The 19,275-nt window shown below is 47.5% G+C and carries 18 protein-coding genes; 6 read left to right on the forward strand and 12 right to left on the reverse strand.

Annotated elements, in window-relative coordinates; all coding sequences use genetic code 11:
- Positions 1-53: 53 nt before the first annotated feature.
- Entirely contained in the window at positions 54-974 is a 921-nt protein-coding gene (gene cyoE / locus KNO85_RS08610; RefSeq protein ID WP_214789049.1) for a heme o synthase, read from the reverse strand.
- A 333-nt stretch (positions 975-1,307) separates the two neighbouring features.
- Between cyoE and KNO85_RS08615 the strand changes: the two genes are divergently transcribed.
- Entirely contained in the window at positions 1,308-2,213 is a 906-nt protein-coding gene (locus KNO85_RS08615) for a COX15/CtaA family protein (RefSeq protein ID WP_214789052.1), read from the forward strand.
- A 75-nt stretch (positions 2,214-2,288) separates the two neighbouring features.
- Here the strand turns inward: KNO85_RS08615 and KNO85_RS08620 are convergent, their stop codons facing one another.
- The 4 genes from KNO85_RS08620 to KNO85_RS08635 form a co-directional block, all read right to left on the reverse strand.
- Positions 2,289-3,641: a cryptochrome/photolyase family protein gene (locus KNO85_RS08620; protein ID WP_214789056.1), complete on the reverse strand. Its 1,353-nt coding sequence runs from the start codon at positions 3,639-3,641 to the stop codon at positions 2,289-2,291.
- Positions 3,642-3,695: 54 nt separating this feature from the next.
- Complete coding sequence (locus tag KNO85_RS08625) at positions 3,696-7,130, reverse strand: pyruvate carboxylase (RefSeq protein WP_214789059.1); 3,435 nt, start codon at positions 7,128-7,130, stop codon at positions 3,696-3,698.
- Between the two features lie 36 nt (positions 7,131-7,166).
- Entirely contained in the window at positions 7,167-8,402 is a 1,236-nt protein-coding gene (locus KNO85_RS08630; protein WP_214789061.1) for an FtsW/RodA/SpoVE family cell cycle protein, read from the reverse strand.
- An 86-nt stretch (positions 8,403-8,488) separates the two neighbouring features.
- A complete protein-coding gene (locus KNO85_RS08635; RefSeq protein ID WP_015881276.1) occupies positions 8,489-8,767 on the reverse strand; it encodes an Fpa/YlaN family protein in 279 nt (92 codons plus the stop codon).
- Between the two features lie 172 nt (positions 8,768-8,939).
- Here KNO85_RS08635 and KNO85_RS08640 point away from each other — a divergent pair, with 172 nt between their 5' ends.
- Positions 8,940-9,407, forward strand: coding sequence for a hypothetical protein (locus KNO85_RS08640; protein WP_214789064.1), 468 nt, complete (start codon positions 8,940-8,942; stop codon positions 9,405-9,407).
- 101 nt (positions 9,408-9,508) lie between these two features.
- Complete coding sequence (locus tag KNO85_RS08645) at positions 9,509-10,705, forward strand: multidrug efflux MFS transporter (protein WP_214789067.1); 1,197 nt, start codon at positions 9,509-9,511, stop codon at positions 10,703-10,705.
- Positions 10,706-10,743: 38 nt separating this feature from the next.
- Here the strand turns inward: KNO85_RS08645 and KNO85_RS08650 are convergent, their stop codons facing one another.
- Both KNO85_RS08650 and KNO85_RS08655 read right to left on the reverse strand, forming a co-directional pair.
- Positions 10,744-12,060 carry a PhoH family protein gene (locus tag KNO85_RS08650; protein ID WP_214789070.1) on the reverse strand — a complete coding sequence of 439 codons (1,317 nt, stop codon included), beginning with the start codon at positions 12,058-12,060 and terminating at the stop codon, positions 10,744-10,746.
- Between the two features lie 33 nt (positions 12,061-12,093).
- The gene (locus KNO85_RS08655) at positions 12,094-12,543 is read right to left on the reverse strand and encodes a PNPOx family protein (protein WP_214789072.1); all 450 of its coding nucleotides are present in this window, start codon (positions 12,541-12,543) and stop codon (positions 12,094-12,096) included.
- A gap of 114 nt (positions 12,544-12,657) precedes the next feature.
- Here KNO85_RS08655 and KNO85_RS08660 point away from each other — a divergent pair, with 114 nt between their 5' ends.
- Positions 12,658-12,858 carry a YlaI family protein gene (locus KNO85_RS08660; RefSeq protein WP_074034957.1) on the forward strand — a complete coding sequence of 67 codons (201 nt, stop codon included), beginning with the start codon at positions 12,658-12,660 and terminating at the stop codon, positions 12,856-12,858.
- Positions 12,859-12,893: 35 nt separating this feature from the next.
- Here KNO85_RS08660 and KNO85_RS08665 read toward each other — a convergent pair whose 3' ends face one another.
- Both KNO85_RS08665 and typA read right to left on the reverse strand, forming a co-directional pair.
- Positions 12,894-13,238 carry a YlaH-like family protein gene (locus KNO85_RS08665; RefSeq protein WP_214789075.1) on the reverse strand — a complete coding sequence of 115 codons (345 nt, stop codon included), beginning with the start codon at positions 13,236-13,238 and terminating at the stop codon, positions 12,894-12,896.
- 87 nt (positions 13,239-13,325) lie between these two features.
- Positions 13,326-15,170, reverse strand: coding sequence for a translational GTPase TypA (gene typA / locus KNO85_RS08670; RefSeq protein WP_214789078.1), 1,845 nt, complete (start codon positions 15,168-15,170; stop codon positions 13,326-13,328).
- 163 nt (positions 15,171-15,333) lie between these two features.
- Here typA and KNO85_RS08675 point away from each other — a divergent pair, with 163 nt between their 5' ends.
- Entirely contained in the window at positions 15,334-15,510 is a 177-nt protein-coding gene (locus KNO85_RS08675) for a DUF5325 family protein (RefSeq protein ID WP_214789081.1), read from the forward strand.
- A gap of 59 nt (positions 15,511-15,569) precedes the next feature.
- On the opposite strand, the gene KNO85_RS08680 is transcribed toward KNO85_RS08675, so the two are convergent.
- The 3 genes from KNO85_RS08680 to KNO85_RS08690 all read right to left on the reverse strand — a co-directional run bounded on the left by KNO85_RS08680 (position 15,570) and on the right by KNO85_RS08690 (position 17,593).
- On the reverse strand, positions 15,570-16,820 hold the full coding sequence (locus KNO85_RS08680; RefSeq protein WP_251130609.1) for an inositol monophosphatase family protein: 1,251 nt from the start codon (positions 16,818-16,820) through the stop codon (positions 15,570-15,572).
- Positions 16,821-16,901: 81 nt separating this feature from the next.
- Positions 16,902-17,090: a hypothetical protein gene (locus KNO85_RS08685; protein ID WP_015881266.1), complete on the reverse strand. Its 189-nt coding sequence runs from the start codon at positions 17,088-17,090 to the stop codon at positions 16,902-16,904.
- Positions 17,091-17,326: 236 nt separating this feature from the next.
- A complete protein-coding gene (locus KNO85_RS08690) occupies positions 17,327-17,593 on the reverse strand; it encodes a UPF0223 family protein (RefSeq protein ID WP_214748331.1) in 267 nt (88 codons plus the stop codon).
- A 157-nt stretch (positions 17,594-17,750) separates the two neighbouring features.
- On the opposite strand from KNO85_RS08690, the gene KNO85_RS08695 reads away from it, so the two are divergent.
- Positions 17,751-19,232, forward strand: coding sequence for an aminotransferase class I/II-fold pyridoxal phosphate-dependent enzyme (locus KNO85_RS08695; protein WP_214789086.1), 1,482 nt, complete (start codon positions 17,751-17,753; stop codon positions 19,230-19,232).
- Positions 19,233-19,275: the final 43 nt, after the last annotated feature.

Genomic DNA, 19,275 nt, shown 5'->3' on the forward strand with positions numbered 1-19,275 from the left:
CCACTTTCTCCCAAAATGATGTGTAATGGTTTTCTATATAGTGAGTGCAATCATCAAAGTGCTGTCAAAATCAGCGCGATAATCCACACGACTAAATAAATTAATGAATAAAAGAACATTTTGTTTGCCCACTTAATTTCATCCTCGGCATTGAATCCTTTCAATCCGAGATACAACCAGTAGCCCCCTAAACCGGCTGCGACTGTCAAGTAAACAAGACCGTAATGCATAAATAAGAGCGATGCCGGAATCAGCGTCGCAATCCACCAGATGATTTGCCGTTTTGTGATGGCAAATCCGTTCACGACCGGAAGCATCGGAATGCCTGCCGTTCGGTACTCTTCCGTACGTCGCATAGCGAGCGCCAAAAAGTGTGGTGGTTGCCATAAGAACATGACAAGGAACATGAGCCACGCATCGATATGAAGTGCCGGATCAAGTGCTGCCCAACCGATGAGCGGTGGAACGGCTCCCGAAATACTACCGACGACTGTATTGAGCGTACTCGTACGTTTCAGCCACATCGTATAAATCACGACATAAAAAAATGCCCCGATTAAACCGAATACTGCGGCGACGTACGATACAAGGAGCAATAAAAGTGTTCCTAATGCAAGTTGTGTCAATCCGAGGAGTAAAATCTTCTCCCCTGAAATCTTGCCGGTTACACTCGGTCGATTGTCCGTACGATCCATTAAGTAATCGATATCTCGGTCCACAAAGTTGTTTAGGTAACAACTCCCCGAAATCACGAGTGCGCTTCCTAACATCGTTAATAAGAGCTGTGGCCAAACTTCAAACAAGTAAAGGACTGGCGTATCGCTCTGATACGTCGCTGCCACGAAGAATCCCGCAAATACCAACAGTAAGTTGGCGCGAACGATTCCCATTTTCGCTAAGGCGACGTAATCTCGGAATGACGTTGACTCTGTATATTCTACATCTACGGTCATTCCTGGGTTGACTTTTGTCATACTGACCCCCCCACATAATCACGAAATCCTCGCATTCTCTTCACAGAAAAAACACAATATGAACAAAATACACTTAACTCTCTACAAAGATACCATATTTTTTTATAAAATACGCCCTTTATGCTTGTAAAATAGCGAGTTTTTTGTGTCAATAGTGTGATATTTGTCACACCTTATGTGCCTTACTAATATTAGAATAACGTTTTTGATAACGATTGCAAGCTTTTCCATTTCGTTTTTCGAACGGAAAGCCGTATAATAAGTATGGCGAAAAAAATATAAATAAACAAGGTACATTTTTAACGGATTTTGATTAGAAGCAGGTGGTATTGCATGCATAAAAAACTCGCGTTTTTCTCAGGGTTTGTCACCCTTGGGATGATGCTTGTCCTCATCATGGGTGGAACCGTGACGAAGACAGACTCAGGGGACGGTTGCGGAACAGATTGGCCGCTCTGTCACGGGAAATTGATTCCAACCAACCCGAGTGTTGAAACGATGATCGAATACAGTCACCGTGTAGTATCCGGCTTTGAAGGTCTCCTCATCATCGCGCTTGCGATTTGGACGTTCATCGCCGTCAAGCATCGTGTCGATGTGAAAATCTTTGCGTTTCTCGCATTTATCTTTATGCTCATCCAATCAATCATTGGAGCAGGGGCAGTCATTTGGCAACAGTCGGATGCCATCTTAGCCCTTCATTTCGGAATTTCGCTCGTTTCGTTCGCATCACTACTCATTTTGACGATTCTTTTGTTTGAAGGTGACCGAGAACATAAAGTTGTGTCGAAACGTTTGAGAGCTCATCTGTATGGACTTTCGATTTATACGATGATCGTCGTGTACACAGGAGCTTACGTCCGACACTTAGGAGCGACTTACGCTTGTGTCGGTTGGCCAATTTGTGATCAAGAGGTATGGACGTTCGAATCTTATGTTCAAATGGGACATCGTGTGATGGCAGGACTACTCGTCTTGTACACGTTGTATGTTCTCTACCTCGCTCGAAAAGAGATGAACCAATTAATCGAACGCGGCATGATGGCGTCTCTCTTTTTCATTCTTCTTCAAGTCGGAACAGGTGCATGGATCGTACTCGGTGGGCATGCCACATACGTACCACTTCTCCACGCATTCTTGATCACATGCTATTTCGGTATTTTGTCTTACTTGTCTTACCATGCATATCGATCGACCGGTCGACAAGATAGCACACAATTGAAAGACATGAATGGTTAAGTAAAAAAGCGCCGTGAACTGAACTGCCCCATAAAAGTTGGACATGCAAATCCAACGTTTATGGGGCGTTTTGGTTTACAACTCTTTAAATCGTTCGAGTGCCCGCGCTCTCGCTTCTTTATGGTCGACGAGTGGCATCGCATATTCTTTTCGATCAGACGGATCAGGAAAGTGAATCGATTTGTCCGTCACATGTTTCAGTTCCGGCACATATTTCCGGATGAACGTCCCATCTGGGTCGAACCGCTCAGATTGCGTCGTCGGGTTGAAGATCCGGAAGTATGGAACCGCATCCGTCCCGACCGAGGCGGCCCACTGCCATCCCCCGATATTCGATGATGCCTCATAATCGATCAATCTCCGCTCGAAGTAACGTTCCCCTTTTCTCCAATCAAGAAGAAGGTGCTTCGTCAGGAACGATGCGACAATCATGCGTAAGCGGTTGTGCATCCATCCCGTCTCGTTCAATTGGCGCATCGCTGCATCGACAATCGGATACCCGGTCTCCCCGTTACACCACTTTTCGAACTGCTCCTCATTGTCTTCCCATTCGAGCGATTTGTATTTGTCATTGAACGGTTGATCTTTCAATCCTTTGAACTTCGCCATCACCATGTAATAGAATTCACGCCACAGCAGTTCATCATAATACGTGTCGCGTCCTTTTGATTTTTTAGCGGATAACACCTGCTCGGTAATCGTACGAATCGACAATACACCGGTCCGTAAGTATGGGGATAAGCGGCTCGTCCCCGCGATGCTCGGGATATCTCGCTTTTCATCATAATCAACCATGCGATCATTGACGAATCGAGTCAACCGTTTCTTCGCCTCGGTTTCCCCTAACCCTTTCCACTCGCGCTCACAGCGTTTGAACAAATCTTTCAGTTCACTCGGTATATCATTTTTTGTGCTAATGAATTCCGCTAAGCGATCGACATCAACGTCGTAAGGTTTCGGCGGCTGTTCGGCATACGCCGCTTTTTTAAACGGGGTGAACACTTTATACGGATCACCGCTCTTTGTCGTGAACGCATCAGGGTGGAACAGATGGCGGTCGAGCAGTCGTACGACTTTTACCTCCTCACCAAGTGCGTCGATGACACGATCGTCCCGCTGTTTGAACGGTTCCACATACTCCGCATTAAAGTAAAGTACATCCATATCCCCGAGTTGTTTCACGAACTCCTTCTCCGTTTCCGCCACGAAGACGTGAAGTCCCAGTCCCTTCTCCTCTAGATCATCCATAAATGTCCGCATCGTCGAGAAGAAATAATCGTGACGCACTTCAAACGGGTCACAATATTTCGGGTTTAGCCAAAAGACGAAAGCGAGGTCGTCACCCTCTTCCGCATCGTTCAATGCCCGGTGAAGCATATGATTATCGGTCAACCTAAAATCTGATCGGAACCAACATACTCGTTTCATCATCACCACTCCCATCTACAAAAAAAGAAGCATAGCGCACTATGCTTCTTTTGATTATACAAATTCAATCAACAAGTCGTCACTTTGTATTGTGTCGCCTTCTTTAATGTGGATGGCTTTAATCTCCCCATCTTGCGCTGCCTGAATCGTCGTTTCCATCTTCATCGCTTCTGTGACGAGCAACTGCTCTCCACGATGAACACGACTTCCTGGCTCGACCAACACTTTCAACACAGAGCCCGGCATCGAGGCGCCGACTTGTTTCGAGTTCGAACGGTCCACTTTCGGACGACTCGTTGTCGCTGATTTGACGTTCACGTCTTTAATCTCAATCTCACGCGGTACGCCGTTCATCTCATAAGAAACAAGACGAATGCCATCTTCGTTTGGCGCACTGACTTGAACGAGCTTGATGATCAACGTCTTACCTGTCTCGATCTCAACTTGAATCGTCTCACCGACATTTAATCCGTAGAAGAACGTCAACGTGTCGAGCACGGATACGTCACCGTATGTCGTCGTATGTTTGACATAGTCTTCGTACACTTTCGGGTAGAGCGCATGAGCGAGAAGCTCAAAGTCCGTGACCGGTCGCTCAAACTTTTCGAACAATTCTTGTCGTGAAGATTCAAAGTCATACGGCTTGATCAATTTACCAGGACGAACGTTCAGTGGCTCGTCCCCTTTCAAGATGACTTGTTGAACATCTTTCGGGAAGCCACCAGGAGGCGTACCTAACTCGCCGCGCATCATCTCGACGACTGAGTCCGGGAAGTCAAGCTGGTGACCACGCGTCATCACATCCTCTTCCGTCAAGTTGTGCTGCACCATGAAGAGTGCCATGTCTCCGACGACTTTTGAAGAAGGGGTAACCTTGACGATATCACCGAACAACATGTTGACCCGAGCATACATCGCCTTTACTTCTCCCCAACGGTCTCCAAGTCCGACCGCTTTCGCTTGTTGCTGAAGGTTCGAATATTGCCCACCTGGCATCTCATGTTCATATACAGACGGATGCGGTGCGCGCATGTCACTTTCAAACGGTTCGTAGTTATGACGAACATCTTGCCAGTAATCACTGATCACTTCATACTGTTTCGGGTCGATCTTCGGTTGACGCTCGTGACGGTTGAGCGCATAGACTAAACTTCCGCCTGAAGGCTGTGACGTCATACCTGACATCGAGCTTGCAGCAACGTCAACGATGTCTACACCGGCATCTGTCGCCCGTGCATAAGTGAAGATACCATTACCTGAAGCATCGTGTGTATGCAGATGGATTGGTAAATCTACTGCATCTTTCAATGCTGAAACGAGTGCGTATGCTGATTCTGGCTTCAATAAGCCCGCCATATCTTTGATTGCTAGTATATGAGCACCGCTCGCCTCAAGTTTCTTCGCAAGATCGACGTAGTATGGAAGGTGATACTTCGGACGGTTGCCGTCATATAAATCACCCGTATAACAAATCGCTGCCTCCGCAACTTTCCCTGTCGGTAATGTCGCATCGATTGCCAATTGAATCGACTCTAGGTTGTTGAGACTGTCAAAGATTCGGAATACATCGACTCCGGCGTATGCTGCTTCATGCACAAACTTCTCAATGACGTTATCCGCATAGTTTTTATATCCGACCGCATTCGCACCACGAAGCAACATTTGAATCAGGACGTTCGGCATCTTCTCACGAAGCTTCATGAGACGTACCCATGGGTCTTCGGATAGGAAGCGGTATGCGACATCGAACGTCGCTCCACCCCATGCCTCGACCGAGAACAATTCTGGCATCAGTTTGCTCGTCGGTTCCGCGATGTTGAGGATGTCCTGCGTCCGCATACGCGTCGCGAGCAATGACTGATGCGCATCACGCATCGTCGTGTCCGTTAATAACAGTTCCGGTTGACGTTTGATCCAGTCAGCAAGGCCGTCTGGGCCGAGTTCCGTCAAGATTTGTTTCGTCCCCGGTTTTGCTTCAGCCGGAAGATCGTGCGGGATTCGTACAGAGCGGCTGATCGGCTTGTCTTTCAGACCGACTCCTGGGAATCCATTCACCGTTACATCCCCGATATAGTTCAACAATTTCGTCCCACGGTCTTTCCGTTTCGGGAAGACGAACAGTTCTGGCGTCTCATCGATGAATGACGTGTTGTAATCTCCGTTGATGAAGTTCGGATGCTTCATGACGTTAATCAAGAACGGAATGTTCGTCTTGATTCCACGAATCCGGAACTCGTTCAAGTTTCGTACCATTTTCGAAGCGGCTTGTTCGAATGTCATGCCATGCGTCGACAGTTTGACGAGAAGCGAGTCATAGTACGGCGAAATTTCTGCACCGACGTATGCGTTTCCTCCGTCAAGACGGACGCCAAAGCCGCCTGGAGAACGGTATGCCATGATTTTCCCTGTATCCGGCATGAAGTTGTTGGCCGGGTCTTCTGACGTTACACGTGATTGAATCGCATAACCGAGGAGTTTAATGTCCTCTTGTTTCGGCATTTGAATCATGTCGCCGTGGAGTGACTCCCCTTGTGCGATCATCAATTGTGTTTGAACGATATCAAATCCTGTCACCATCTCTGTAATCGTATGTTCGACTTGAACACGCGGGTTTACTTCGATGAAGTAGAATGACTCATCTTCTGTCACTAAAAACTCGACTGTACCCGCGTTGACGTAACCAACGTGACGCATGAGCTGTACCGCCGCATCACAAATCGCTTGACGCGAGGCTTCAGATAACGTCACACACGGTGCCACTTCGACAACTTTTTGGTGTCGGCGCTGAACCGAACAGTCACGCTCGAACAAGTGAATGATGTGACCGTGCTCATCCCCGAGAATTTGGACCTCGATATGTTTCGGGCGCTCGACGAGTTTCTCTATGTACACTTCGTCAGAACCGAATGCTTGTTTCGCTTCAGATTTCGCGCGTTCAATCAAATCTTTCATTTCAGCTTCTGTACGAATGACACGCATTCCGCGTCCTCCGCCACCCATCGAAGCTTTGACCATGAGCGGGAAACCATGCTCGTTCGCAAATGCTTCCGCATCCTCATAGGATGTGAGTGGACCATTTGAGCCCGGAATGACTGGGAGACCAGCAGCGATCGCACTTTGCCGTGCTCGTACTTTATCCCCGAACGCATGCAAATGCGACTCGTGTGGACCTACAAAGATGATTCCCTCTTCACGGCAACGTCGTGCGAGTTCGATGTTTTCTGACAGGAAACCATATCCCGGGTGAATCGCGTCACTGCCAGATTCCTTGGCGATTCGAATAACACCTTCGATATCGAGATACGCATCGATCGGCTTCTTATCGAGTCCGATCAAATAGGCTTCATCCGCTTTAAAGCGGTGTAATGAACCACTATCTTCTTGTGAATAGACGGCTACAGTCCGAATGCCTAACTCTGTCGCCGCTCGAAATACGCGAATAGCAATTTCCCCACGGTTTGCAACAAGTAACTTTTTAATTGGTTTCAAATGAAATCCCCCCGTTAATGAAGTTTGTTTGTTTCCTTACCTAACAACGTGAAGCGATGAACGTTGAACGTTCTCTTCTGACTTCACCCGAATCTCTTCTCGGCGTGTCGCTTCTCGATGACGGTTACGCATCGAGATACTACTGAGTACCCCAAGAATCCCCATCATCATGATGAGCGATGTTCCTCCATAACTGACTAGTGGCAAAGTCACCCCTGTCCCCGGGAACCAACCGGACATCGCACCGATATTGATAGCTGTTTGAATGATGATTTGTGATGCAATACCAAACGAGACAAACATCGCAAAATGACTGTCCGCATGATTGGCAATATGAATCGCGCGAAACGCGATGAAGAAGAGCAGTACCAAAACGGTTAGTACACCGAAGAACCCTAACTCTTCAGCGATGATCGACATGATATAGTCGGTCTCTGGTTCTGGTAAATACCCATACTTTTGAAAACTGTTCCCGAGTCCGACACCGGTCAATCCACCATGCACAATCGAGATGATCGACATTAGCAATTGATGCCCGTAACCTTCCGGGTCCATGAATGGGTTGAACACGACCTCAATCCGGCTCCGTTGATTCTCCGAGAAAATTGTCGTGAACAATAAGAAGACGGCACCGATTCCAGCTAAAATCCCTGGAATCATGATTCGAAGTGGCGCTCCGACACCGAACCACATGAGAAGCATGATCGAACCGAGGACGAATAATCCACCCATATCCGGCTGCCCGTTGATGGCAATGGCGTAGAACGAGAAGTAAAAGAGAACCGGTACTAAGAAGAAGGCACCGATTTGAGCACGCCATCCTTTTTTCACGATGGCGGCCCGAGCTAACCGACCAGGTAGTCCTTTTAACTCGTTGTTCCATAGTTCATGGTAGTAATTCGCAAGCAAAATGATGAGAACGAATTTTGCAATCTCAACTGGTTGAATCGTAAATCCTCCGATGATGAGCCAAGCCCGTGCCCCGTTCAATGGCGGCATCGCCCAAGTGACAAATAGCAAGATGACTGAGACCGCATAGAGACTGAGGCGGATGCCTTTCTTCCGAAACATCTCATAGCGGAACAACGTCGCAACCAAATAGACAACAATTCCGATTCCGACGTAGACGAGCTGGCGATAGAACAAACTGCTATTCGCATAGTCCCCACGATTCCAAACGCTCGCACTATAAATCATGATCGAGCTGATCCCGACGAGCAAGAGCACTGACAAAAACAACGCAAAATCAAAATACCGAAACCGTGTTTTCATGTATTCACTTCCTTATGTAAAACAATCCGACAACCCTTATAAAAAAATACTCAAACAGCGCCACTTGCACAGTTTGAGTATAAGGTTCATAATTCTGAAGCTTCTGCCAAAGCAGACAACTTTTGTTCCAATGAATCGAGCAGTCCTTTACCTTCAATGTCTGAAATGAGTCCAAGACGAACCGCAAAATCAATTTGGCGCGATAGTCCAAACATATGTGTATCAAGCACCTCTTCATAAAGCGGGCACTTCGGCATTTTTAGGTTTTCTAACTGCACTTCAATCAGACAACGGATTTTCTCAGCATCCGCCTCGAGTAACTGTAGCGCTTGCTCCCGTTGGATTGCAGCCAAATTTGTCGCCACTACGACCCCTCCTCCGTACGATGACAGACTGTTTGTCATAACTCAACTGTACATTATCTTTAATCATAATTCAATGTGCAGTATGGATGAACGCGACATTCTTCCTCTTTTCCATTTTAGAAGAAAGAGCGCTATAATGATACGTGTAATGTGTATAAAGGGGGATATAAGCATGATTTTTCCACTAGACGGATCGGTGCGTCACAGTTTGACGATTGACCCGACCGTATGGATTTTTGACGACCGCAAACGAAAGATTGAAGAATTAGACTCTGTGACGGAGAATGACCATGAGGCCTACTATGCGAAAATGGGGAAAGCATGGGACGATGGTCTATCACAAGGAACAAGAATTGATCACAATAAGCCGATGTCTCGACAAGACAAGGACGCAGCATTACGCGATTCGTTCGCGATGCCACTCTTGCCGTTTTTGAGCAATGCCGAACCTGTCGACTTGGCCACACATATCCGTTTCTACGGCGAAACGATTTTGACAATTCCACTCAGCGAAGCGTCTCGAGTCTATTTACAATTTTCAAAAGACGGGAAAGTACTCGCTGACGGACCGGTCTACGTTTTGTACGACAATCAAATCATCCGCCAAGTGAACCATATCACCGTACTGAGCAATCAATGAGAAGGAACGTTCCTTCTCATTTTTTTGGACTTTTTAGTTCACAAAGTGTAATATGTAGTGTGTTGACTACGAATTGAATAAGAAAGGTCGTGACGCTTACGATGCCTTTATGGAAACGAAATTTAATAGTTGTTTGGATCGGCAGCTTCTTGACCGCCGCTTCAATGAGTCTCGTCCTCCCCTTCCTGCCATTGTTCATTGAACAACTCGGGGTAAAGGACCCTGACCATGTCGTCACTTGGTCGGCGATCGCATTCGGTGCGACGTTCCTCGTGGCCGCAATCGTCTCCCCGATGTGGGGACGTCTGGCAGACCAAAAAGGGAGAAAGTTGATGCTCATTCGAGCGAGTCTCGGAATGGCCATCGTCATGTTTCTCATCAGTTTTGTGCAAGACGTGTATCAACTTGTCGGGTTGCGTTTACTTATGGGTGCCGTTTCTGGATTCATCTCAGCCGGTATCACCTTGGTCGCTTCCCAAACCCCAAAAGAGAAAAGTGGCTGGGCGCTCGGTACCCTGTCGACTGGTGGAATCACCGGTGGTCTACTCGGTCCGCTCATTGGCGGACTACTCGCAGACTGGATTGGGCTTCGATCCGTTTTTCTCTTTACCGGAAGTGCACTCTTCCTCACATTCCTCATCACGCTCTGGTTCGTAAAGGAAGAGTTCGTCCCAGTGAAACGTGAAGAGCTCGCCTCAGTGAAATCTATTTTCGCCTCACTGCGACATCCCCAATTGATTGTCGGGCTGTTTGTGACAACGTTCCTCATCCAGTTCTCAACACAATCAATCGGACCACTCTTGACGTTGTATGTACGTGAATTAAATCCGCATACGACCGCACTTGCTTTCATGGCAGGGATTGTCGCATCCGCCCCTGGGCTCGCCGCTCTCTTTTCAGCTCAACGTCTCGGACGACTGTCGGACCGATACGGGGCAGAACGGATTTTGTTTTGGGCACTGCTACTCTACAGCTTATTCTTAATCCCGCAAGCATTCGTCACTTCGACGACGCAACTCATCCTGTTACGCTTCGGTATCGGATTTGCGACCGCTGCATTGATGCCATCCGTTCAGTCATTGCTGCGGCAACATACACCAACTGCTGCAACCGGAAGGATCTTTTCATATAATCAGTCCGCTCAGTTCATGGGAAATTTACTTGGACCGCTATTTGGCTCTCAAATCGTGGCACACTTCGGATTTTCCGCACTGTTTATCATCACAGGATTGATCATGATTTCGAACGCCTTTTTAGAACGGACGAACGTTCAATCGCTACAACTCGATACAAAATAACGCCGAGCACTGAGCTCGGCGTTATTTGTGTATGTCGCTTATAACAAATCGGCAGCCAATCTTGCGAGGGACGAACGCTCCCCTTTGACAAGCTGGACGTGACCGAAAACATTTTGTCCTTTGAATCGTTCCACCGCGTAAGTCAATCCGTTCGAATATTCATCTAAATACGGATGGTCGATTTGGTACGGGTCACCGACGAGTACAATTTTCGAGTTCTCCCCGACACGGGTGAGAATCGTCTTGATTTCATGCTTCGTTAAGTTTTGCGCCTCATCGATGATGATGAACTGGTCAGGCATGCTTCTACCACGAATATAAGTGAGTGCTTCGAGTTGAATCGACTTCATGCCAGCCAAAATATTTCCTAACTCATCCTTTGAGTTGGCGCTGAATAAAAATTCTAAATTATCATAGATCGGTTGCATCCACGGACGCAATTTTTCTTCCATCTCACCCGGCAAGTAGCCGATATCATTCCCCATCGGAACGACCGGTCGTGCGACGACGAGCTTATTGTACCGCTGTTCATCCTCGACGAGTGAGAGTCCTGCCGCTAAGGCAAGGAGCGTCTTACCGGTTCCGGCTTTCCCGAGCAACGTGACGAACGGGATATCATCTCGGAGCAGCAAGTCGAGCGCCATCCGTTGTTGCACGTTTCGTGGATGGATCCCCCAGATGTGTTCCGCATCTAACGCTAATGGACGGACGATCGGTTGAAGCGTGTCGACCACTGCGAGCGCACTCGCTTTCGAGACGTTACTTTTTAAGACGACAAATGAATTGGGATATAGCGTCTGTTTCGTCAATGCAGATGTCGGTAGTTGGCGAACTTTATAAAATTCATCGATGAGCGACTGGTCGACCTCAATTTCGCGATAGCCGGCATACAAGTTTGTCGTATCGACGATATGGTCTGTCAAATAATCTTCAGCATCGATTCCAATGGCGTCCGCCTTGACCCGGACCAATATATCTTTTGAGACGACGACGACTTTATGATTGGCGTCATGCTCGTATTGTTTCATTAATTTTAAGGCAACGAGTAGAATGCGGTTATCATTCGTCATCACGTCGAACGGAATATCGACTTCGTGCTCGTGACCAATCTCGACAAAGAGACGTCCACCATTTTCAAGTGGGACGCCGTCATGGAGTTTCCCCGACGTTCGGAGTTGGTCCAAAACACGCGACGTTTCACGGGCGTTACGCCCGACCTCATCCATGTTTCGTTTTTTACCATCAAGCTCCTCTAAGACAATGGCCGGAATGACCACGTCATGTTCTTCAAATTGAAATAAGGATAGCGGATCATGTAGGAGTACGTTCGTATCGAGTACATACGTTTTTTTCATAGACTTTGCCGCCCCTCGAATATAGGATGGTAATCAAGAATGAAGGCTTTCTTTCACTTCACGGTCCAACTTTTCCGCCGCACGGATATCATATGTTTTCGTGATTTCGGGTTGGGCGTAAGCTGCACCGTAAAACGAGATGTTCCTCACTTCTTCGACATGTCCTTCAAAAAAACGAAGATGGAGGCTCGGTTTCATCATCGGTTCAAATTCTCGGATGGATGAAAGCAACACGTGATAGGACTGACCATCTTCGATAAAGATGAGACCGGCCGTCTTCTCGGTCGATAAGATTGTCACGATATGTGAATTCTTTGTTAGTGCCAGCCGAATCGTGACAGGGTCGAGCGCTTGCACCCAACTGATGGCGTGACTGATTGGCCATCGCTTCGCCTCATCAAAACCGACGAGAAATGTTAACGGCATGTCGTTCAACAATCGCTGTTGCGCGGCTGTCAATTCAAACGTTGCCTTACTCGCCATTCAACTCCCCTCCTTTTACCGGGTATGGTTGTACCATTCTCCCTTACCGATTCAATTCCCTGCTTTCAACGGTTGAAATCATGCTATACTCATCCTATAGAGGAAGGTGAAAAGATGCGTGTAAAATGTTCTCTTTGCGATAAAGTCGAAACAATCGACTCATGGTCGTTTGAAGCAAAACGATTGCGCAATAAGCCGGCTAAAACATATATGTGTCAAGACTGTCAGGAGCGAATCAGCGAACGTACCGCCGAACGCGCCGCATCTGGACAATTCAAGTTATATCCTACTTTTCGACAAAAGCGAAATTGGTAAACAAAACGGGCGCCTCCGAAGAGACGCCCGTTTTTTTACGATTGGACTGCATCTTGACGACGGTTCCACCAGAGGCGACCGCGATAGATGGCCAAGACGATGGCCATGACAGCAAGTACTTCCGGGATCGGCCACGTGAAAAAGACGAGTGCCATCGTACCCGCTCCAAGAGCGAGTAGAATATAGACGATGAGTGATTTCCACCACGCCAATTGTTTTGCAAAACCAAGTTTAAAGACGAGAATCGTCAATAAGATGACCGTGACAACGAGTGCGTTGAATCCGACCGAAAAGTCATTAGGGTCGCTCCCGACACCTAGCATCGAGGCAATCCACGGAACATCAATTTGTGTGATATCGATTGTTTGAGAAGCTTTCAAGACAAAGAGTCCCCCTTTATTTCATACACATCCATTCTACACTATTCCATGCAAAAGGGAACGCCGAAGCGTTCCCTTTTCTGATACTTATTCTTTACCAAGTTTACGACGCTTGTCAGCTTTCTCGCGTTCGTTCTTGTTCAAGATTTTCTTACGGAGACGGATTGACTCCGGCGTGATTTCACAGTACTCGTCATCGTTCAAGAACGTGAGCGACTCTTCGAGTGAGAAGACGCGCGGACGTTTCAAGACTTGTGTCGAGTCTTTTGCTGAAGCACGCATGTTTGTCAATTGCTTCCCTTTAACGGCGTTGATTGCAAGGTCGACGTCACGGTTACATTCACCGATGATCATTCCTTCATATACGTCCGTACCTGGCTCGATGAAGATCGTTCCACGGTCTTCAAGTGCACCGATTGAGTAAGCCGTTGACTTACCGTTTTCGATACAAACCATAACACCACTGCGACGGCCGCCGATATCAGCTGCGATATACGGACGGTACTCTTCGAACGTGTGGTTCAAGATTCCGTATCCGCGTGTCGCCGACAAGAATTCGTTACGGTAACCGATGAGACCGCGTGATGGAACGATGAATTCCATACGTGTCTGACCGTTGTCGTTCGTGTTCATGTTCGCAAGCTCACCTTTACGGAGACCGATTGACTCCATGACTGAACCTGTATACTCTTCTGGTACGTCGATGATGACGCGCTCGAACGGCTCAACTTTCGTACCGTTTTCGTCTTCACGAATGATTACTTGTGGTTTCGACACTTGAAGCTCGTAACCTTCACGACGCATGTTCTCGATCAAGATACCGAGGTGAAGCTCACCACGTCCTGATACGACCCATTGGTCAGGTGAATCCGTGTTTTCAACACGAAGTGAAACGTCTGTCTCAAGTTGCTTCATCAAACGCTCTTCAATTTTACGTGCAGTGACGAAGTCCCCTTCACGTCCTGCGAACGGAGAGTTGTTCGTCATGAAACGCATTTGAAGTGTTGGCTCATCGATGCGAAGGAGCGGAAGTGGCTCTTCTTTACCGACTGGAGTGACCGTCTCACCGACGTTGATGTCTTCCATTCCGGCGATGGCGATCAAGTCACCTGCTTTTGCTTCTTCGATTTCGACACGTTTGAGGCCGAAGTAACCGAACAATTTCGTGACGCGAAGTTGCTTCACCGTACCGTCTGTTTTACAGAGTGATACTTGCTCACCCACTTTGATTTTCCCGCGGAAGACGCGACCTACACCGATTCGGCCGAGGTAGTTATCATAGTCTAGCATTGTGACTTGGAATTGAAGTGGCTCGTCTGAGTTGTCCACTGGAGCCGGTGTGTTTTCAAGAATCGTATCGAGTACGTGCGTAATCGTTTCTTCTTGGTTTGCTGGATCAGGATCGAACGAACTTGAACCGCTGACAGCCGAAGTATAGACGACAGGGAATTCAAGTTGATCTTCATCTGCGCCAAGATCGATCAAAAGATCAACGACTTCATCGACAACGTCGAGTGGACGAACCATCGGCTTATCGATTTTGTTAACGACGACGATTGGACGAAGTCCTTGGTCGAGCGCTTTTTTCAATACGAAACGAGTTTGTGGCATACAGCCTTCACGTGCATCGACGACGAGGATAACGCCATCAACCATACGCATGATTCGCTCAACTTCTCCACCAAAGTCTGCGTGACCTGGCGTATCAACGATGTTGATGCGTGTGTCTTTATAATCGATTGCCGTGTTTTTCGCGAGAATTGTGATTCCGCGCTCACGTTCGATATCGTTTGAGTCCATCGCGCGTTCTGCGACTGCCTCGTTCGTCCGGAATGTACCAGACTGTTTCAATAATTCATCGACTAACGTTGTTTTACCGTGGTCAACGTGAGCGATGATGGCTACGTTACGAAGGTTTGTTCTTACGTTCATGTAGTTATTCCTCTCTTATTTAAAAAGTTTCAGCTTTTCTTCAACTTTAAGAGTATAGCACACGTCACAGTACCTTTGTCGAGTGGAATCGACTGTGAACGTTTTCATTGGACGTTTTTTATCATACAATGGGGTAGAGAAGAGAAAATAAGGAGGAGTCTCCATGCAGCTTATGTTTCTATTGATTGCCATGGCCGTCGTCGCCGGATTTGTCGGCATCGGCATTGGGGTGGCCGAAGGTAGCGCCGCGATCATTTTAGGAAGTCTTGTACTTAGTGGCATCGCGACGTTCTTTGGCATTCAATTACGTCGTCGTATTCTTTCTGATCGCCAATCTTGATAAGAAAAAGGGTTGCTCTGACAACAGTCGAGCAACCCTTTTTTCATGAAATGGATGAGTTAAATCGGACGCGTCAAGCAGATGCGGTCTCGTAGGACCAAACCATCTTCCTCAATTGCATCGTATCCATGATTTAAAAAGTAATCACGTTCCACAGAATCAAATCGGAATCCAGCTTGCTGATAAAAGCGTAATTGCATGATGCTTGAATTCCCCGTACAGACGAGCAATTCTTGACCACCGAGTGCTGTCGCGCGTTTAATCGCGTCTTGAAGCATCCGCTGACCAATCGTTTGATTTTGTCTCTCTGGCTTCACCGCGATATTGACAAGTTCAACTCGCCCTTCCCCATGTTTGACAAGCATATAAGCACCCACAATTTCTCCACCGAGTAACGCTTTGAACGTCCGCCCGGTCTGAAACTGCTCTCGGACCATTGCTTCATTCGGGTTCGCTAAAACGAGCAGATCACGAATTTCTTCATACGACTCGTGTTCCACGATTTGAAGATCCGGTTTCGCTTCCGCGGTCACCCCTTTTGCGATGACATAGTGTTTGATGACGTCATTGACGAACGACTCGCTTCCTGCCAATACGGACGTTCGCCCATCGTATCGGATGGGTTCCCCATATAAGGAAACGACACGCCCACCCACTTCTTCTACGAGCAATTTTCCGGCAGCATAATCCCATGGCATGTTGCGCATCGTAATGTATCCGTCCACACGTCCTGCGGCTAACCAGGCAAGTTCAAGCGATGCAGCCCCATGCGCCCTCGTCCCAATCGAGTCTCGAACAATCGGAGCAAGGATTTCCGGGGCAATTTGATGGTTCGGCGTGACCCACGTCGCATTCATGCTTAAGAATGCATCTCGTACATGATGTTCGTGTAGGTTCGTCAAAGTCCGTCCGTTCAATGTCGCACCGTATCCTTTCCGGGCCATGAACATCTCATCCGCCATCACGTCATAGACGAATCCATATTCCACGACTCCGTCGACCATGATGGCCACCGAGATGGCGAACATGCGCTTCTGATGAATAAAATTTAACGTCCCATCAATCGGATCGACGAACCAGACCGTCCCTGACAGCGTGTCTGGTGTCTCCGTCGTTCCTTCTTCCCCCATAATTTGATGGTCCGGGAATTGTTTTTGAATGCGGCGGACAATCAGCTGTTCGACCGCTCGGTCAATCTCAGTGACCAAGTCCCCTTTTCCCGTCTTCCGTTCCACTTCATAACTCTGATCAATCTCACGACGAATCAATTCTCCCGCCTGTTTGATCAAATCGACTGCAAACCATTCCATCATCTATGATCACCTCAACTGTATTGTACCAAACAAAAACCAGTATCCGCTCGGAATACTGGTTGAATGTGTGTGTAATGGTCAGGCTTCGAGACGCAATAATTCTTGGCGGTACTTCTCCAACCGATGCTTGCTAGCCTGAACTGTAGCATCATCCTGTGACGCCATCGCATCGAAGAGGGTTGCCAATTCATAATCAATCTCCAAGCGCAGCACCGGGATCCGTTTTTCTGCGTCTTTTCTTTTGAATGCCTCAATCACTTGTTTCATAAGATGCCACACTCCTTTTGTTGGGCTACAAGTTACGGTTTAATGAGTTGAATTGAGTATATCAGATAAAATTCGAAAAAGAAAGAGAATTGTCTGACTATTTTGAATTTTTTATCTTAATGGATATATTCCCAATTTCAAAGCCCTTAAACCTGAATAAGTGTTAGATAACTGTACCCGATTTAAAGAAGAAATAACAAAAAAGCATGCCTGAATTTGCACGGGCATGCTCGGACTTACAATTTAATCATTTTGCTCGACGACTTCATCGCCGCTTGAACGGTACGATACGTAGAATATCCAGTCTGTTCGTCGTGAACCGCGTTCAGTTGTTTCTCCTCTGACTTAGATGTTACGATTTGTTTGAAGGCCCGGTACGCGTCTAGGAAAACTTCACGCTCGACCCCACCTTCGTTCGCTTGCGCGACGACATTATAGAACTCGACGACCTCGATCAGTTCATCAGTCGTCCAATCCGGATTGATCGGATAATTGATTTGCATATTGTTCACCTCGACACTCATTGTATCAACAAAAAAAACTATTGCAAGTTACGCTATAAATCTCTATAGTTTTTTTGTTGCTTCTTTTTTAAATCAACATATAAATTAACGATATCATTCATCATATAAACAAACTGTTTCCAAGGGGGATTTACGATTGAAATTAAAAGGTGCTACTCAGCTCGAAACGCCACTATTTGACACGTTGCTTGAACATGTCGACTCAAATCCGATTGCGTTCCACATTCCTGGTCATAAAAGCGGGAAAGGGATGGATCCGGAGTTTCGTGACTTTATTGGCGAAAACGCCCTAAAAATTGATTTGATTAACATTGCCCCACTCGATGACCTCCATCATCCAAAAGCGGCAATCGCTGAAGCGGAACGCTTGGCGGCAGAGGCGTTCCGTGCTGACGAGACCTTTTTCTCCGTTCAAGGAACGTCGAGTGCCATCATGGCGATGATCATGGGCGTCGTCGGACCGAATGAGAAAATCATCGTTCCACGTAACGTGCATAAGTCGGTCATGTCCGCGCTCGTCTTGACAGGTGCGCACCCGGTCTTCATCCACCCAGAATTTGACGAGACGTACGGCATCGCCCATGGAATCACAGCGAGTGCCGTAGAACGTGCACTCGAGCTCCACCCGGACACAAAAGCCGTACTCGTCATCAACCCGACTTATTTCGGTGTTGCAGGTGATTTGGAGCGCATCGTCGATGTCGCCCATGCCCAAGACGTACCCGTACTTGTCGATGAGGCGCACGGTGTGCATCTGCCGTTCCACGATGAACTTCCACTTTCGGCGATGCAAGCCGGAGCGGATGTGGCGGCAACGAGCGTCCATAAACTTGGTGGTTCGATGACAGGTAGTTCTATTTTGAACGTACGCCGTGGCCTCGTCTCACCCGAACGAATTCACGCGATGCTCTCGATGATTACAACGACATCAACGTCATACTTGCTCCTTGCTTCTCTCGATGCAGCGCGTCGACAGCTTGCGACGAAAGGTCATATGATGAACGAACGAGCGCTCGACCTCGCACGTATGGCGCGTTCGGCAATCAATCAAATGCCGAACTTGTCTGTGTACGGACACGCGGAGCTTCATTCTGAATCGACTTACGCACTCGACGAGACAAAAGTGCTCGTATCGGTCCGCGAGCTCGGTGTGACCGGATTTGAAGTCGAGAAATACCTCCGAGAAAAACATCGGATTGAAGTGGAAATGTCGGATTTATTGAACGTGCTCTTCATCGTCACATCAGCAGACGATGAGTCGACGATTCAAGCATTGATTGAAGCGATGCGCGACGTCGTATCCGTCTATCAGACGTCTGGGAATGACTCGTTATCGATCATGCTCCCTGAGATTCCACCACTTGCGCTCAGCCCGCGTGATGCGTTTTATGAAGAGACGGAGACGATCCCTCTCGAAAACGCGGTCGGACGCATTTCAGCGGAATTCATCATGGTGTACCCGCCAGGAATTCCAATCATCATTCCAGGTGAATTGATCACAACGTCGACACTCGACTACATCATGGCCAACATCGAAGCCGGTCTCCCGGTTCAAGGTCTTGAAGATGAGTCTCTTCAGATGATTAAAGTCATCCAACAAACAAAAGCGATTCGTTAAACAAAAAATGAGCCGGTCATCGTGACCGGCTCATTTTTTATGT

Origin of the sequence: Exiguobacterium sp. s124, assembly GCF_018617485.1 — a bacterium.
Classification (GTDB): domain Bacteria; phylum Bacillota; class Bacilli; order Exiguobacteriales; family Exiguobacteriaceae; genus Exiguobacterium; species Exiguobacterium aestuarii.

Bases quoted from the DNA above. Each gene is read 5' to 3' on its own strand.
- KNO85_RS08640 (WP_214789064.1), top strand. From the start codon at position 8,940: ATGATTTTTCCACTAGACGGATCGGTGCGTCACAGTTTGACGATTGAC.
- typA (WP_214789078.1), bottom strand. From the start codon at position 15,170: ATGAACGTAAGAACAAACCTTCGTAACGTAGCCATCATCGCTCACGTT.
- KNO85_RS08660 (WP_074034957.1), top strand. From the start codon at position 12,658: ATGCGTGTAAAATGTTCTCTTTGCGATAAAGTCGAAACAATCGACTCA.
- KNO85_RS08655 (WP_214789072.1), bottom strand. From the start codon at position 12,543: ATGGCGAGTAAGGCAACGTTTGAATTGACAGCCGCGCAACAGCGATTG.
- KNO85_RS08680 (WP_251130609.1), bottom strand. From the start codon at position 16,820: ATGGAATGGTTTGCAGTCGATTTGATCAAACAGGCGGGAGAATTGATT.
- KNO85_RS08615 (WP_214789052.1), top strand. From the start codon at position 1,308: ATGCATAAAAAACTCGCGTTTTTCTCAGGGTTTGTCACCCTTGGGATG.
- KNO85_RS08630 (WP_214789061.1), bottom strand. From the start codon at position 8,402: ATGAAAACACGGTTTCGGTATTTTGATTTTGCGTTGTTTTTGTCAGTG.
- KNO85_RS08645 (WP_214789067.1), top strand. From the start codon at position 9,509: ATGCCTTTATGGAAACGAAATTTAATAGTTGTTTGGATCGGCAGCTTC.
- KNO85_RS08650 (WP_214789070.1), bottom strand. From the start codon at position 12,060: ATGAAAAAAACGTATGTACTCGATACGAACGTACTCCTACATGATCCG.
- KNO85_RS08620 (WP_214789056.1), bottom strand. From the start codon at position 3,641: ATGAAACGAGTATGTTGGTTCCGATCAGATTTTAGGTTGACCGATAAT.
- cyoE (WP_214789049.1), bottom strand. From the start codon at position 974: ATGACAAAAGTCAACCCAGGAATGACCGTAGATGTAGAATATACAGAG.
- KNO85_RS08675 (WP_214789081.1), top strand. From the start codon at position 15,334: ATGCAGCTTATGTTTCTATTGATTGCCATGGCCGTCGTCGCCGGATTT.
- KNO85_RS08685 (WP_015881266.1), bottom strand. From the start codon at position 17,090: ATGAAACAAGTGATTGAGGCATTCAAAAGAAAAGACGCAGAAAAACGG.
- KNO85_RS08690 (WP_214748331.1), bottom strand. From the start codon at position 17,593: ATGCAAATCAATTATCCGATCAATCCGGATTGGACGACTGATGAACTG.